General features: G+C 34.9%; 15 protein-coding genes. 13 read left to right on the forward strand and 2 right to left on the reverse strand.

Annotated elements, in window-relative coordinates:
* The first annotated feature begins 2,397 nt into the window (after window positions 1-2,397).
* From AB3I27_RS10300 to AB3I27_RS10325, 6 genes are read left to right on the forward strand one after another with little or no spacing between them, the layout of a single operon-like run.
* Window positions 2,398-2,811: a DUF1310 family protein gene (locus AB3I27_RS10300; RefSeq protein ID WP_104760422.1), complete on the forward strand. Its 414-nt coding sequence runs from the start codon at window positions 2,398-2,400 to the stop codon at window positions 2,809-2,811.
* On the forward strand, window positions 2,808-3,029 hold the full coding sequence (locus AB3I27_RS10305; protein ID WP_087063592.1) for a hypothetical protein: 222 nt from the start codon (window positions 2,808-2,810) through the stop codon (window positions 3,027-3,029). The genes AB3I27_RS10300 and AB3I27_RS10305 overlap by 4 nt, the downstream gene beginning before the upstream one ends.
* 23 nt (window positions 3,030-3,052) lie before the next feature.
* Window positions 3,053-3,475 carry a DUF1310 family protein gene (locus tag AB3I27_RS10310; RefSeq protein ID WP_104760421.1) on the forward strand — a complete coding sequence of 141 codons (423 nt, stop codon included), beginning with the start codon at window positions 3,053-3,055 and terminating at the stop codon, window positions 3,473-3,475.
* Window positions 3,465-4,700, forward strand: coding sequence for a hypothetical protein (locus AB3I27_RS10315; protein ID WP_104760420.1), 1,236 nt, complete (start codon window positions 3,465-3,467; stop codon window positions 4,698-4,700). Before AB3I27_RS10310 ends, AB3I27_RS10315 begins: the two co-directional genes overlap by 11 nt.
* A 10-nt stretch (window positions 4,701-4,710) precedes the next feature.
* Window positions 4,711-4,983 (forward strand): hypothetical protein, encoded by a 273-nt coding sequence (locus tag AB3I27_RS10320; RefSeq protein WP_235688729.1) that lies wholly within the window; start codon window positions 4,711-4,713, stop codon window positions 4,981-4,983.
* Window positions 4,984-4,987: 4 nt separating this feature from the next.
* On the forward strand, window positions 4,988-5,374 hold the full coding sequence (locus tag AB3I27_RS10325) for a hypothetical protein (RefSeq protein WP_368022988.1): 387 nt from the start codon (window positions 4,988-4,990) through the stop codon (window positions 5,372-5,374).
* Between the two features lie 166 nt (window positions 5,375-5,540).
* Here the strand turns inward: AB3I27_RS10325 and AB3I27_RS10330 are convergent, their stop codons facing one another.
* Window positions 5,541-6,206: a helix-turn-helix domain-containing protein gene (locus AB3I27_RS10330; protein ID WP_368022989.1), complete on the reverse strand. Its 666-nt coding sequence runs from the start codon at window positions 6,204-6,206 to the stop codon at window positions 5,541-5,543.
* Window positions 6,207-6,331: 125 nt separating this feature from the next.
* Here AB3I27_RS10330 and AB3I27_RS10335 point away from each other — a divergent pair, with 125 nt between their 5' ends.
* The 5 genes from AB3I27_RS10335 to AB3I27_RS10355 all read left to right on the forward strand — a co-directional run bounded on the left by AB3I27_RS10335 (window position 6,332) and on the right by AB3I27_RS10355 (window position 11,520).
* Window positions 6,332-8,368, forward strand: coding sequence for a DUF1430 domain-containing protein (locus AB3I27_RS10335; protein WP_104760418.1), 2,037 nt, complete (start codon window positions 6,332-6,334; stop codon window positions 8,366-8,368).
* A 3-nt stretch (window positions 8,369-8,371) separates the two neighbouring features.
* Window positions 8,372-9,010: an ABC transporter ATP-binding protein gene (locus AB3I27_RS10340; protein ID WP_104760417.1), complete on the forward strand. Its 639-nt coding sequence runs from the start codon at window positions 8,372-8,374 to the stop codon at window positions 9,008-9,010.
* A 27-nt stretch (window positions 9,011-9,037) separates the two neighbouring features.
* On the forward strand, window positions 9,038-9,466 hold the full coding sequence (locus AB3I27_RS10345; protein WP_002308254.1) for a hypothetical protein: 429 nt from the start codon (window positions 9,038-9,040) through the stop codon (window positions 9,464-9,466).
* 458 nt (window positions 9,467-9,924) lie between these two features.
* On the forward strand, window positions 9,925-10,836 hold the full coding sequence (locus AB3I27_RS10350; protein WP_368022990.1) for a peptidylprolyl isomerase: 912 nt from the start codon (window positions 9,925-9,927) through the stop codon (window positions 10,834-10,836).
* Window positions 10,837-11,151: 315 nt separating this feature from the next.
* Window positions 11,152-11,520 carry a hypothetical protein gene (locus AB3I27_RS10355; protein WP_002308256.1) on the forward strand — a complete coding sequence of 123 codons (369 nt, stop codon included), beginning with the start codon at window positions 11,152-11,154 and terminating at the stop codon, window positions 11,518-11,520.
* A 67-nt stretch (window positions 11,521-11,587) separates the two neighbouring features.
* On the opposite strand, the gene AB3I27_RS10360 is transcribed toward AB3I27_RS10355, so the two are convergent.
* A complete protein-coding gene (locus AB3I27_RS10360) occupies window positions 11,588-13,102 on the reverse strand; it encodes a helix-turn-helix domain-containing protein (RefSeq protein WP_073490369.1) in 1,515 nt (504 codons plus the stop codon).
* A gap of 159 nt (window positions 13,103-13,261) precedes the next feature.
* Here AB3I27_RS10360 and AB3I27_RS10365 point away from each other — a divergent pair, with 159 nt between their 5' ends.
* Window positions 13,262-15,301 (forward strand): VWA domain-containing protein, encoded by a 2,040-nt coding sequence (locus tag AB3I27_RS10365; protein ID WP_104760415.1) that lies wholly within the window; start codon window positions 13,262-13,264, stop codon window positions 15,299-15,301.
* A gap of 90 nt (window positions 15,302-15,391) precedes the next feature.
* Window positions 15,392-16,276 (forward strand): diacylglycerol kinase family protein, encoded by an 885-nt coding sequence (locus tag AB3I27_RS10370; protein WP_002346137.1) that lies wholly within the window; start codon window positions 15,392-15,394, stop codon window positions 16,274-16,276.
* Window positions 16,277-16,360 lie beyond the last annotated feature (84 nt).

Here is a 16,360-nt window from a genome sequence, read left to right on the forward strand (position 1 = left end):
GTTGTCTTATCTAATCTCTATCAAAATATTAATTTAACTGAATCACTAATCTTAGTTGTTGGAAGTAGCGCTGATGTTTTTAACTATCTATGTAAGTAATTGAGCGCTAAGAAATACGAATAAATTGGAGGTGTGACATAAGTTAGTTACACTCTATAAAAAATAAGGAGCACTCGAAAATGGCTTATTTTTTCGAGTGCTCCTTATTTTTTATATTTATCTTCAATGTTTCCAGTATCTATTTTTGTCAATCCCATTGCGCTTAAATCATATTTATTCTCTTGGACGACTAAATATAGGGAGAATTGATCTGAAGAGTTACACATGCTTCTTTTTTAGCGACTTATGTCACCGTTTCTTCTTTTTATAATATCTTTATGATAAAATCAACTTTATTTTCAGATTTAGATAATTCTTGCAAATATCTATTGTACTTAATCGATCAACTATCCATAACTTTATCTTTGAGTCGTAAATAAACATAAGATTATTGATATGGAAGAAATTCAAAAAGATATGAAACTAATCAGATAGGTAAGAAATATCTTAAGTTGTAATAAAGAGATACAATAACCCTTAATCAACAATTACTAAAGAGCTTAAAAAAATACGTGAATCATTTAGAAAAAAATCAATTATCTTCAATTATAGTAAATGAACTTAACTTCATAGCTGAAACAGAATAACTTGAATCCTCAAATAACTTCTCTACCTGCTGTTTTGGTTACGATATTGGCTACGTTCCCGATGATAATATCTGCTGCTATATACTGTCAGTCTATAGTAATTTGTTAAATGAAATATCTATACAAAGCTTATTCCTTTACTCTGATTCCCAAAAGAGTCATTGGAAGGGTCTGTGGGGTAATACTTAAATATAGAGGTTGTGACAGAAGTGGGCAGCTTCAAGAAATAAGAAGGAATTTACGAAAATTGCTTCTCAAATTTTTGTGAAATTTCGGCTTATTTCCGAAGAAGCTACTTCTGGAACACCGTTTATTCGGAAAAAGGAGGTGTGACAAGATTTTTGTCACACCTCCTTTCGTAATAAGGTGAAATGAAAATAATTTCATTCAAATGGACGAAGCTATCAGCTAGCTATATCAGAGTAATTTTGATGCAAAAAAACAGAGCCAAAACATTCTTAGTGTCCGTAGCTCTACTTGTATGTTTCAAATTTAAGACAAAGAGGTGGCAAAAGATGTTAATGAGGAAGATAAAATTACTGTGTTATTTAAATTAGGAAAAATACAAACTAGTTAACTAACTGTAACAAGCTAATTTTAAGAGATTCTTATTAGAAGACGTTTAGGAATATTACTAAGAAAATGACCATACAGGTAATTGTCATTTCAATAATGTTTTCTAATTTTCGCGTCTTTGTTTTAAGAAAAAGACCAGAACCAGTTGAAAAAAAGTTGGTACGATAGTGAAGGGGGACAAAATTTCCTACTAATATTCCCACTAAAAAGAGATAAAATGGCCAGTTTGGTGTGATTCCTCTATAAAAAAATGCCCACACTACCGAAACCCCATAGATTAGCAACTGAACGATTTTTACAATGAAAAAAATTTTTTGCCATTACTCAAGGTCTCTTCCTCCTTGTATCGTTTATTTGTTTCATTTTATCATTACGATAGGCGCTTGAACAATACATTTTGTATTTTCTTGAGTGCTCTTGGATAAACTACCAGCGATGATCCTATTTATTTATGTTACTGCAAATCATCATAGATTATGATTCCAAAAAGAATCATTGGGAGGCTGTGGCGTAAATATTATATTATAAGCAAGAAATACCTATATCTAGTTATTTCTGGCTTTTTTGATAGAAAAGTGACAGAAGAATAATACAAATAGCCTAATAATAGAATAGTTAATCATTTTTTAATTGATCATTCTCTTTGCTTCATTTCATTTATGCAAGAGAATGGTATTTTTTTCTAACTATCATAATGAAAAAAACAAACTTTTTATAATAAAAACAACAAAAAAATGTCTGAAAAATCGGACATAAAAGTGTTTGTTTTTGAGATGGCAATAGGGGTAAAGAAAGGACAAGATTGATAGAACTAGTTCTAATGATTAAACAATTTTGAAGATAACCCAAAAATGAACAGAAAAGACTTAAATATATAAGATATCATTCTCTTTGTTTAAATTACGCAAGAGTATGATATTTTTTCATTAGCTAACTATTATTTTATAAACTTTTTTTATTTTTATAGTAAAAATATGGAATCCTGTATAAAGGCTTTTATGTTAACATTTAAATGAATGCGCTTTTATATAGTTGGGATTTTGTATAGAGAAGATAAATAAACCATTAAAATTATAAACTTTGTGATGAATTTATAAATCCCGAATTACTTTACTAACTAAAAAAGGAGTCTAGCGTGAAAAAGAAAAAATGGTGGCTGATTCCACTGATCGGCATACTCATACTTTTAGGAAGAGGAGGAAAATTAGTGATAGACAAGCAAAATAAAGCAGAAAAGTTGCAAGAAGAAATGGTCAAGATTGTGAAAAGCGAAGAGGCAAAACAGGTAGTTGAAGAAGGCTTGAAGAACTTGGTCCCTAAAGCATTGACCCCAGAAGGAGTGATCCAATCTTATGAAATCGATTACGACAGTATAGAACACAATCCGATGGGCGGGATAGATGGAACGATAGTTGTGAATAACGATAAAGAATTATATATTTACTTTCACCTGAATAAAAATAGTAATGGAATTTTTTCTAGTGAATATGTAATTGCAGGAAACTCGAGCAAGCTAGGTACTAATTTGCGTAAGGAGAGAGTAGAATGAGCCAAATTTATTATACTGATGCGGAACGTGTGGAAATTGCGAATAAAGAGTATAAAAATTGGAAAGTAAAAGAAGAGGTACGCCTTAAAGATGGAACGTTTTTAGGATACGTCTCCCAAGTCATCAACAAACCCTCCGGCGAACAGTCTTTTGTCATTACCCATACGGACCGCTTCGTTTCCCCGGTTGCGCCATTGCCGGAAAGATTGGTGAGATAAATAAAACTAAAAAAGGAGCCTAAATGAAAAAGAAAAAATGGTGGTTGGTTCCACTGATCGGCATACTCATACTTTTAGGAATAGGAGGAAAACTAGTGATAGACAAGCAAAATAAAGCAGAAAAGTTACAAAAAGAAATGATCGAAAACGTGAAAAGTGAAGAGGCAAAAAAAGCTATAGAAAGGAGTCTAATTATTTTAGATAGGAATGCTTTTTCTTCAGAAGGAATCATTCAAACATATGAAGTAGATTATACAAGTATCAGAAAAAATCCGATGGGTGGAATCATGCTGACTATTCATATTAATGGAAAGAAGGAATTAGATTATCACCCTATATTGATGAAATATGATAATTGTGATGTAAAAGTTGACTCTTCTAGTTATTCCCCGATATTAGATCGATTACTACAAAAAGGAAAAGAAGGAGAAAAAAATGTACACTGATGAGGAGAAAGTAATGATTGCTAGAAAAGAGTACGATAATTTGATAATTAGCTACCCAATAAAAATTAATGAAAATAAAAAGACAATCGGCTACATCTCCCAAGTCATCAACAATCCCTCTGGCGAACAGTCTTTTGTCATTACCCATACGGACCGCTTCGTTTCCCCGGTTGCACCATTGCCGGAAAGATTGGCGGTTAAAGAAGTAACGGTGCTTTATCGCGGTTCGACAGGCTTAGACAAAATCAAGAAACAAACTGGCGATGTGTGGCAAGACTGGGTCGTCAACAATGTGGATATGGCACGTAAGATCCTCGCGGCTGAACAAGGCGCACCGCCCCCGCAATTAAGAACGTCTGCGGAGACCCTGAAGGAAGCGATGCGCCATTATCCCAATGCCCAGTTTTTCGTCTATGGTCATTCTTTAGGCTCCATGAATGGACAATATGCTGTCGCTGATTTGTCATTGGAGGAAAGCAGGCGTCTTAGTGGAGGATATTTTTTCCAAGGACCCAATATTTATACGGTATTGACGCCAAGTCAGCGCGTGACCGCTGATCTTCTGACGAGGTCAGGAAAACTGCATAATTATGTCGATGAGAAAGACTTGGTACCAATCGGCTATAGCAAAGACAAGCCAATGGTCGGCCGAATGCGCCCAGTGTTGTCTAAAAAAGTCGGGTGGGTCGACCAGCACATGTGGGGTGGATATCAGTATGACCAATTCGGGAATGTCTTGTTTGATACGAAAGGAGAACCTGATGTGATCGGGTTGGAAACCCAGCAGCGTCTTGCCGGCATCGAAAACGTGAAGAGACACTTTCTAGCAAAAGGCAGTCTATCTTCTGCTCAAAAAATATTTTTGGATGCATCACAAGCCAAAGCGATTACTAGTGGGTACAAAAAAACAGTGGAGACAGAAATTAGTGAATTAAAGAAATGGTTCCAAACAGAAATCAGAAATGCCAATGAATTATGGCAAACGACAAAATTAGACGCCCGCTATTGGGGAACAAGTTTGACACATTATGAAGAACTGGAAGCACTTGATTCTTTGGGAGTAACGGAACGGAGTATACGGATAGACCCAGTAAATGAATATGAACAAACAGTAGCAACGCTTAGAAAATCAGAAGAAGAGCTTGAAAGGCTGTTAAGAAACATTGAACAAACGATCAATAGGCAAGTAGATTCTGATCATGAGCTCAGCCATTACTTATTTTAGAGGTGAATAAATGGAACAAGAAATCAGAAGGAAAATAGAAGAAACTGAAGAAATTTATCGTAAAAATCGCGTAGTATTAGAAAACCATCTAGATTATCTGTCGAATGAGCAAAGAAAATTTCAACGCTATTTAGAAAATATCTCTGTGCAAATCAATGCCACCGCTAAACATTATGAGACCAACCCTCCCGAAAATAAAAGGGCAGTCTATCGTCTCTTAGAACAAGCAAGTGAAGAATCACGGCAACGAACACGAGCAACCCAACGGAATCTAGAAGAATGACTACATGAAAATCAATCTATATATAACAAAAAGATCCGTCAGTATGAAGAAGGATACAGAAAATCAAAAAGAGAGGGAGAATCCTATGTTTGAATTCGATTGGATCATGAGTGGTGTAGATGCTTTACTTGAAGGAGCAAATAATGAATCAATCCAGCAACGAAAGAATCTGGAAAAACAACTCATCCGTTTACTTGTAGCAAGTCCCAGCAAAGCTACATCCCAAACTAGAAAAAACCTCACACGAGAAAGAAAAAGCCAAGGAGCAACTAAACTGAAGAATGCCAGTGATACCTATAAAAACAATGTTTCTGCTGCCGCCAAAGGCCAAAGGGTAGATGCGGCATTAGACAATGTTCAAAGCGTCTCGGATCGGTTAATGAGGTTGTGAGAGCAGTGCTTATCCAGAATAAACATCTCTGCCTAATCAAATTTTTCGATTAGGTAGAGATGTTTATTTGACGCCTTTCATCTCAAGGCTTTTTCAATTATTTTGTACCTATGTTTTTGATAAAATCATGTACATTGATTTTTTCTACCTCACATTCCTCTCCTACTTAATGCCTATCTAGCTCCTGAGGGGTTCTTTTTAAGGCGTCGTCATAGTCTTGGCTGAGGATCTCTTGGTAATCTGAGGGAATGGCTTCCCAAGAGAGTAGACGAACGTTCATGACGTGTTTTCCTTTGTGTTTGATTACAGCATGATTCTTACCATTTTCTACCTCGCCAGCGTGAAAAGACAGCCATGTACCATGACCAAAGATATCATTACATACCCAATGTTCGATGGAATTGTCCACGTATCCTACAGGGAGTGTGGTATAGCCGATTTGTGGTTTCAAAAAAGGGTTGAATCGATCAATCGTTTCATTTTTGTATTGATAATTGATAAGAAAAAGATAGACCAAACAAAAGACGAGTAGAAAGAAAGATAGTGTCTTTTTGAGTGAGAAGGGTTGTTTTGATGAATAAGATTTCTTGAAAACAAGAGATTCATCCGGCAATGTTGGTTCTATTGATTTGGCAGTTGGCTCAATAGAAGGAAAATCAATCGGCAGACCTAAAGTCTGATGTAAAAGTGACAGCATTTCAAGATCTGGCATTGTACGAGAATTTTCCCAACTAGAGATCGTTTTATCGGAAACACCGATTTTTTCGCCTAGTTCTTTTTGCGTAAGGTTACAATTTCTGCGGTAAGTTCGTATTTTTTCTCCGATATTCATCTTCTTCTCCTTTCGATTCTACAGTATATAGATTTATTCTACATGACCTATACACTTGATAGATACGTTTTTTTGATGAAAAACGGTATGATTTTATCGAAGAATCATTTAAGTAAGGGAGAGTGGTGATAATCAAAAAAAAGTTCACAGTTTTACTCACAATCATAGTAATCGGTATCATGAGCGGTTTTTCCTTGGTTAGTATAAATAAACAGGTACTTTATCGGACAAATGAATTTTTCCACCAAACGGATGCTTATACTCCGATTCGATTGCCACAACATTTTATTGAGCGAGAAGAATATGAGCAGCTAATCATGGTATTTGAAAATGTATCATCAGAAACTGAGCTTTCTTATATGAAAAAAACAGTAAATGAATCCAATGAAGTAGATACATCTTGGAACTTCAAGATACAGCCAAAGCTTGAAATGACATTGTATTATCAAGGGAATGTCAAATCTTTTCACGAGAAGGTACCGTATTCTAATACCTCCTTTCGCGTAATGTCCATTGAAGAATCGATCAAAATAAAAGATTTTGAAGGTGAATTTTTCTTAATGACGAGAGAAAAAGAAGACTATGATCGGTTCATATTACTATTTGTGGAACGATTCAATCAAGCATTTCACACTGGTTATGCGACTGATGTTTTTGAAGATTTTGAAAATAGCTATCTGTATTCGGTTATTTCAAGTACAGACGTATATAATTATCGAGTGTATTTAACTATTGGGTTGATTCTTTTATTCCTTTTGTTACCGTCTTTTTTCTTATTGATGAATAAAGAAATCAGTTTATTGTTGAATAATGGCTTTTCCTTACATCAAGTATTGTGGTGTTTATTTGGGAAAAAGAAAATCATTACTACATTCATAATTGCAGGAATTATTGGTGGTTTTATTTTTATGTATTATAAGGAGCAATTTCTTTATTTGTTCCAGATGTACGTTTTCTTGTTCAGTGGAATATATGGTATCTCTTTAATTTCTCTTTTATTAGTTGAAAAAATCGCTTCGTTAAGAGAAGCGTTCAACTATATCCAATACATTCTTTTTACATTTGGATTATTGTTTTCTCTTATTTTGACTGTTGCCAATGTCGAATTAGCAACTATCGTTTTTTCTTCTTCACAGTTAGCTGTTTCCCATGAATCTCCAAAAGAAATCGCTGATGAAGACTATCATGTGTTTTATCCAGTAACCATCGGGAAAAACCATGTAGATTTTATTTATTCCAATCGTTTTGCATCAGCAGCAGATCAGGAATTATATGAAACTTTGAATAAAAACGGAAGTATATTAGTCAATGTATCAGATTACTTGAATGAAGAAAACGAACAGTTTGGCAGAGGGATAAAAATAAATCTGAATTATCTTAAGAAATTTCCTTTGATTGATGTCTCTGGAAGCTTGATCCAAATAACCGAAGAAGAAACGCACCCGGTTATATTGATTCCTGAACGATATAGACATACAGATTTAAAAAATGACCTAGCTCAAATAACAGAATATTATCAAGAAATCAGTGAAAAAGAACCGAAATTTCTATTTATAAAAAACAACCAACCCATTTATACATTTATTCCTTCTAACCCATGGATCGAACATTATCCGGTTGTTGAAATACTGACATTGAAAAACAGTACGTATTGGGAAAGGAATATCCTCAGCGGAGAAATCTATCCGCCGTTAAAGATCAAGATAGGCTCTTTGTCGAAAGAAAGGTTATTTGAGCTGATTGAGGAAAGTCAGTTACGTGATAATCTGCAGTTATCATTTCCGTATACTCAGACTGAAGAGATAGCTGTCAAAGTGTTAAGCAGATCATTTCATTACTTGATACAGATATGTTTTCTCACTTTCTTTTCTTTCTTCTTGTTGAGCTACGTCATGTTATGCATATATTTTGTCTACAATTGTCGGAAAATCGCTATCTTTCGTTCAAGTGGTTATTCGCTCTTTGAAACGTATAAAGATTTCTTTAGGATGAACCTCATCAAATGGGGGACGACAAGTGTAATCTTCCTTTTTCTTATAGAAAGAGAGCCTAAATATCTTTTTAATATTTTTTTCTTTAGTTTCATTGATTTTATTCTTTCAGTTGTTTTTATTTTGTCTACAGAAAAGAAAAGTCAATTATTGTTGATGAATGGAGGTTAACAATTGGAGCCGTGGATAGTGATAAAAGGTGCGAAAAAAATCATCAAAAACAAAACGATTCTTCATTTGGATCGTTTCACTGCGGATGCTGGGGATCTTGTGACTGTTGTTGGAGAAAGTGGAGCAGGTAAAAGTACGTTATTGAATATATTAGGATTGAATGATCGGTTCAGTTCAGGACAATTCTATTTGTTCGATCAAGAGACGAAACAATTAACTGGAAGAGAGAAGCGCTTGATAAAAAGAAATACCATATCTTTTCTTTTTCAAGATTTTGGGTTGATTGAATATGAAACGATCGATTTTAATTTAGATATTGGATTGAAGTTTTCGAATTTAAATGTTTCAGATAAGCGAACAGCAAAGTATGAGGCATTGAAAAAAGTAAATATAAACAAGAAGCTAAGTACGCCTATCTATACATTATCTGGTGGTGAGAAGCAAAGAATCGCCTGTGCGAGAGTCTTATTGAAGAATAGCAAAATCATTTTAGCCGATGAACCAACTGGATCATTAGATAAACGAAATAAGGATCAAGTCGTTGAAATCTTATCGCAACAAGCTTCCCAAGGTGTGTTAGTTATCGTGGTCACGCATGATCCATATCTGACCAAAATAGGAAACAAGATGATCATGCTTTAAAAATCAAAAAGGAAAGGATGTCGTTTTATGAAAAAAGCAGTTATTATTTGTGCACTAGGGATAGGTTTTGTTGGAGGAAACGCTATGTCATCTGAAGTGGAAGCAAATTCAGTTCACGGTGAAATCTATTACAAATCTTTAAAGCCAGGAGAGATTCATTTTGATGCTAAAGGTAATATTATTAAGTCAAATTTACCAGTAGACCGGGAAATTTCTAGAACAGCAATTAATCATAGCTCTGGAAGATGGGTTTATTATAGTGATACAACTTGGACGAGAAAAACTGGTCATTCTAACCACTATAGTCGTGTCTATAATCGTCACGGTGCAAAAGCGAAAGTTGGAAACTCTATTCGATCAGCAAATGCAACAAAAGGAGTATGGGCTTATGCAAGTGCGACAGGAAATAGAACTGACACATTCTCATGTTGGTACAATCCAACCGGTTGGTATTAAGTATCCAAAAGTTTATATAAAATAGAAAAAACATACAATGAAACAGCGTTAAAAGTTATTTTTGGTAGTTTTAATATATTCATTTTTAGTTGTATAAAAATATATCATAATAAAAACAACAAAAAAATGTCTAAAAAATCGGACATAAAAGTGTCTATTTTTAAGATGACAACAGCGGTAAAGAAAGAACAAAAATGATAGCACTTGTTCTAAGGATTCACAGTTTTTTCAAAAGCGTAACGCAAGATAGACTTGAAAAACGGTAACAAAAGAAGTAGTATATTAAGGTGTGATATGCTACTTGACATTTATTCTGCTGAGCGAACTTTCTGGATTGTATAGACTTCTATCTATTCAGGCCGTATCAAGCAGATTAGTAGAGGTGTTCTAGATGATTCTCATCTTGAGCACCTTTGTTTTTAGCAATTCGCAAAAAACGAAAGTAGGAGAACAAATAAATGAAGAAAAAATTTTTAGCACTTGCCATCGTACTAGGCGCTGGTTTATTGTCAGGCTGTACGAATGCTGGTGAAAAAACAGCCGTTAGTTATAAAGGCGGCACAATCAGCGAACAAGAAGTAATGGATAGCTTGAAAAAAATGCAAGGAGCAGATTCCACTGTGCAACAGTTGATCGTTTATCAAGTATTTGAAGACAAATACGGAGATGACGTATCAACTAAAGAAGTCGATTCTCAATATGATCAAACAAAGAAACAATTGGGTGATTCATTTGATTCACAATTGAAAACTGCAGGTTACACTGAAGAAACCTTCAAAGACAGTATCAAACAAAGTCTTGCGTTCCAAGAAGGTCTAAAGAAGCATATCAAATTGACTGATGAAGATCTAAAAACGGCTTGGAAAACTTTCCATCCAGAAGTAGAAGCTCAAATCATCCAAGTAGCAAGTGAAAACGATGCAAAAGATGTGAAAAAAGCTGCTGATAAGGGAGATGATTTCTCTAAATTAGCTAAAGACAAGTCAACTGATACTACGACAAAAGAAGATGGCGTAAAAGTAAAATTTGATTCCACTACTACAACGGTTCCAACAGAAGTCAAAGAAGCAGCCTTTAAGTTGAAAGACGGTCAAGTTTCTGATGTGATCACTTCTACTAATACCTCAACTTACGCTACAGAATACTACGTAGTCAAAATGGTGAAAAACCAAAACAAAGGCAACGACATGGATAAATACAAAAAAGAATTGAAAGAAATCGCGACAGACACAAAATTAAGTGACAGTACCTTCCGGAATAAAGTGATTGGCGAAGTATTGAAAGACGCTAATGTAAAAATCAAAGACAAAGACTTTGAAAATGTTTTGAGTACATTCACTTCAGATTCCAGTACAGCAAGTAGTAAATAAGCAGAATAAATAAAAAAGTATGAACTATTTAAACCAATAAAACCGTTCATCTAAATCTTTTTATTAGAGCTAAATCAACAGTAGTTTCATTACTACTTGATTTAGTTCTTTTTATTTAAACAATTCTTTGTTTTAGTTGGAATCCAAGATAGCCACCCTAGATATTTCCCTATATAATATTAAATAAAGAAAGCGATGTCGAAAAATGTACGTAGAAGTAGTTAAATGAAGTGATTTTGCAAATTTCTTTTATTTCTAGAAGTTATTCACGTATAAGGATTTGTTTTTCTCACAAATAAAAAGGCAGGAAGTACAATGGATCATTTGTATATAAAATATATTCATCGATTTTCCGTTTTGATGTTAGGCACCCTGATTATAGCAGGGATTGTAGCATTTATTATTCAAGGCTATGAAACGTTAACGATACATAAAGAGTTTTTCAGTTATGCATGTGGTATTCCTCTTATCGCTATGAGGTCTGACAACAAAAATTGGAAGAGACGCTATTACATTCTCCTGCTATTTTTGTGCTTTTATCTGCCACCTAAAATTTTCAGTTTGTTAGGTGTCTATCAAATAATATTACCTTTTCGTTCTTATTTTGCTGTATTGAGTGTTCTCATTTTGGTTGTTTTTATGTTTTATCGTTTTAAGAATTCTGACCCACCTAGCAAAGTTTAGATGAGTGGGTCAGGATTTTTTGAGTGAATCGATAGTATGAATTGAATTTTTGTAAGCAAAACAACTTTTATGATGGGATAAGTGTATCTAGTTTTTTCTGTATAGCCAGTAAATCTGATAAAGTAACTTGTGCGTTGATCAATAAAGTTTCGGTAGATCCTTCTAATTCTGTGATTGGCGCGGTACTCAAACAAAAATCATAATTCTCTTCTTTAAAGGAATGGCTCACCTCAATTGGATAATAGCTTTGGAAAGTGGTCTGGATTCGTTCAATGATCCCTTGCTCAATCGTAAAAGGTAAGTCGGTTTCAACTTTTATTTTTATTTTTTTTGAGAAACTGATAGGTCTGGCGACCATAGACCAAGCAACCGCTACATGTAAGGATAATCCTTCTTGTTTATCTGGTTCTTTCGAATAAATCTTGTTTCTCTTCACTAATTCTTCCGATTGTTGTAACAAACCGGTGAATTTGAGAGATAAATATTCTTTTAGATTATAACCAGTTAAGGAATAGTCCATTTTTCCAAACATTTCTACAGAGAGGATACCTGTATATAATGTCACAAAAATCATTCTTTTCTTTTCTTCATCAACCAATCCAGTATCGGCTTTTTTTATTAATTGCGGATAAAGTGACATGATTTTTTCTATTAGAGTGCTATCACTTCTATGAGCATCGATATCAGCCAAACAGTCAGTATTTATGTTTTTTTGATGGAAATCAGCACGTGAATACAGCCATAAAAAAATAAATTCGATATTTGATCTATCTAAATGGTAATGGGCACTTAATTTTTCCGCTAATATATTTTTAATAGATTGCATATTCTTCATATCTGATGGTGATACTGGCTGTTTGACAAAAGGGAATCGATCAACGACAGAATGTATTTCCTCATCGATCTTCAAACCTTTGCGTGTTCTTAGAATCGTCACAGCCAATACATAACAGGAAAGTTTTAATTCGATTGTGTTAACAGGAATCTGACATTCATGGTAGATTTCCGTGACGATCTTTTCACATTTTCTTTGAGATATACCCGTAAAAGGCCAATGCAAGCCAGAAAAGATCCGCCAAAAAAAAGCCACCATAAAGAAGCGTATACGCATCTCTTTACCGATTAAGTGAACGGTACCTTTTGATTTCTTCAAGGAAAAGTCCATGGGTTCAAGCAGAGATGCTAACTCATGCATTCTTTTCCGAACACTTGATTCAGAAACAAAATTATCATAGGCGAATTTTGCGATGATGATCTTATTATCAAGTAAGAGAGTCTCAAGCAATTCAAAAAAAGGATTCGATTGAAGGACTTGTCTTGATAGAATCTTATAGTCTTTTTTCGAGCCATTGAATTTATAGCCTTGTCCATGCTTAACTGATAAAACTGCCATATGTTCTTTCTTTGTCATGTAGGGTTTGTTCAACAACAAATCATAATATTTATAGACTGAGCGTCGATCCATTTTTAGACATTCACTGATTTCTTCTGTTCCCATGAATCGTTTGTTCTTGTATAAAAGCTTTAACAGTTCTAGTTCTTTCTTTGTTTCATTGCCAAAAAAAGAATGAAATACCTCCATTATTTAGACTCCTCGCTATATATATTCTATTATTGTAAATCATAGCATATGTTTTGTACCATTTTGTACTTTAATTGTACGATTTATTGTCTGTTAAAGTACTAGAAATCCTCTATACTGACTTCTAATAGTGAATAAAAGGGAGGAGATTGAATAAAGATGTGTAATAGAATAACTAAAACGAACCTGGCTAGCATGTTGATGATAGTGTTTAGTTTAGTTGCAATGTTTTTTGGGGGAGACACATTTGCCGAAACAAATGCTTTTCATTATCAAAACAATGCAGAAGGGGAATTTTTGACAAATGGGGTAAAAGAAGGCGATACTTATAACTATGACTATGGGAATGCACCTGAAGCAAATTTTGATGAAGAAAATTATATAAATTATGAAAACAGCGCATTTGTAAAAAAATCTGTAAAAAAGGCAGAAGGAATACAAGGATTATTCGATGTAACATTAGCTATCAAGGGAAATCAATTAAAAAAACCAATTGACCTAGTAATGGTCATTGACTATTCTTCTTCGATGACGGGCGAAAAATTATCAAACGCACTAAAAGGCTTACAAGAATTTGGTGAAGAACTTGATGATTCCTTAGAAAGTGGGAATATCCGTATTGGAATCGTGGCATATAATCGATTTGTTTATTCAACAGATGATTTTTTGACAGATATCAATCAACTGGAGTATTTTTTGAGAAATACAGCTGAAAGTCATACGGGGACATTCATGCAAAAAGGATTGCTGGAAGGCCAATCACTTTTAGAAGAAAAGAGTAGACCAGAAGCAGAAAAAATGTTGGTGCATATCGGAGATGACAGTGCTAATCGAAGTTATCTCCCTAAAGAAAATGCACAAGTATTTCATAATTCAGGAGAAATTGTGGATTATAACGGGTACCATACGGATCAATATGTCACAGAATTCCAAACGGACTCAGAAAAATATCAAACAAGCGGTAGTTCGACAGATCCAAATGCGGTTTCTGTAAGCAGTTCTCTTATCAATGATGCGACATTAGGAACAATCATTTCGATAAAAAATGCAGGAATCAAATGTTATTCTGTAGCAACAGCTCCTTCATCGCGAGGCGAATATATAGGCAGAAATCTAGCTTCTTCCCCAAACAATTATTTATCGATTGATGAGAATCTGACTGGTCTTGGAAATGCATTGAAGGAAATTGCGAATGGAATGGATAAAACAATTGTTAATGGTACAGTTACTGATCCAATGGGGAAAGATATCTTGCTGCAGGGAATTGGGGCATTTGGTCCTTCATATTATCAGCTGCAAGGTTGGAGTAAAGAAGAAAGCGGAGAATGGCAAGCGGATGAAACTGTTCTTGGGAAGACTGAAGTGACTGAGAACGGGCAGATCATCAAACTAAATCATCTTACATTGGGAAAAAATGAAAAAATCACTTTTACGTATCAAATACGATTAGCTACGGAAGCAGAAGCATTCAAAGGTGAAACATGGTATTTGTGTAATGGACGGACGACTCTTGATCCTTTGAACAATGGAGAACTTCTCGATTTTCCTATACCATCGATCAAGGCACCTACTGTAAAATTGAATATCAAGAAACAGTGGAAGAATATAGAAACTAATCATATACCAACTTCTATTCAATATGTCATCAAACGACAAACTGTTACCAATAATGAAAGCTGGATCACCTCAGACCCACTGATGTTATCTAAAGAAGAGGATTATGCAACTTCAGTCTATCAGGTACCCATTGCAGGTATTTCCTCTAGTTTGCCTCTTTACAATAATAACGGTGAGAATTTTATTTATAGTGTAGATGAGATAGACGTGCCAGATGGATTCACGTATGAGGTGATAAGTGATAGAAACAGTTTCACGATTATCAATACATTAGAAGAAACAGAGCCAAGTACGACAGAGCCAAGTACGACAGAGCCAAGTACGACAGAGCCAAGTACGACAGAGCCAAGTATGACAGAGCCAAGTACGACAGAGTCAAGTACGACAGAGCCAAGTATGACAGAACCAAGCACAACAGATAAGCAAATAATTATTGCATCTCAAGAGTCGTCTAATGGTCCTGATAAGCAATTGCCTAAAACTAATGAAAATAAGAAGAGTTCTGTTATACTCACAATTATTGGTCTGTTGGCAGTAGTCACTAGTGGATATGTACTTATCAAGCGTAGAAACAAATCATAAGAAACATTAAAGCGATACTTCATCACAGCCTAATTTTTTTCTTTATGCTATCGTTATATTAAAGAAATCAATGAGAAGGGAAAGAAAGTGATGAAAAAAGTTTTATTAGTGGTAAACCCCAGTTCAGGCGGTGAACAAGCAAAGGAATTTGAGCAATTAGCGATAGCAAAATTGGAGTCGGTGTTTGATGAAGTGGTCGTCTTGCATACAAAAAAAGCAGGAGATGCAAAAAACTTTACTCGCGAGGCGGCTGTGGAAGGGTATCATAGTGTATTTGTCATGGGCGGAGACGGAACAGTTAACGAAGGAATCAGTGGAATCGCTGAACAAGAACATCGGCCAAATTTCGGCTTTTTCCCATTAGGTACGGTGAATGACTTGGCTCGAGCATTAGGGATACCGCTAGAACCTGAGGAAGCGATCAGTCATTTTTCGATTGAATCAGTCAAACCATTGGATATTGGAAAAATAAATGATGACTATTTTATGAATGTCGTTGCAATTGGCTCTATTCCTGAAGCAATCAATGATGTAGATGCGGAGAAGAAGACGAAATTCGGAAAACTAGCTTATTTCATGTCAGGAATCAAACAGTTAGCTTCCACACAATCCTACTCGTTTCACGTAGAAGTTGATGGAAAGAAGGAAGAGATTGAGAGTAGTACTCTACTGATAGGACTAACTAACTCAGTTGGCGGATTTGAGACATTGCTTCCAAATGCAAAAGTGGATGATGGTAAGCTCCATTTAGTTTATTTAAAAGATTCTTCTTTGATCGATACGCTTAAAACATTGCCAGACCTATTAAAAGGAGTAGATGAATCAACGAAAAATCTAGCCTACCTTACTTGTGAGCAATTAGTTGTGTCATTAGCTGATGAGGAAGAATTGACGACGAATGTTGATGGTGATGAAGGGGACAAATTACCTGTAAATATCAAAGTATTGCCCTCACATTTACAAGTTTATTGTTAAAATGGAGGTTGTGTGACCGAGGAGTTGGCGGGAGAACACCGCTTGTTCGGGATAAGGGACTGTGACAAGACTTTTGTCACAGCC

The organism is Enterococcus sp. C46 (assembly GCF_040887565.1).
GTDB classification, from domain to species: domain Bacteria; phylum Bacillota; class Bacilli; order Lactobacillales; family Enterococcaceae; genus Enterococcus_B; species Enterococcus_B lactis.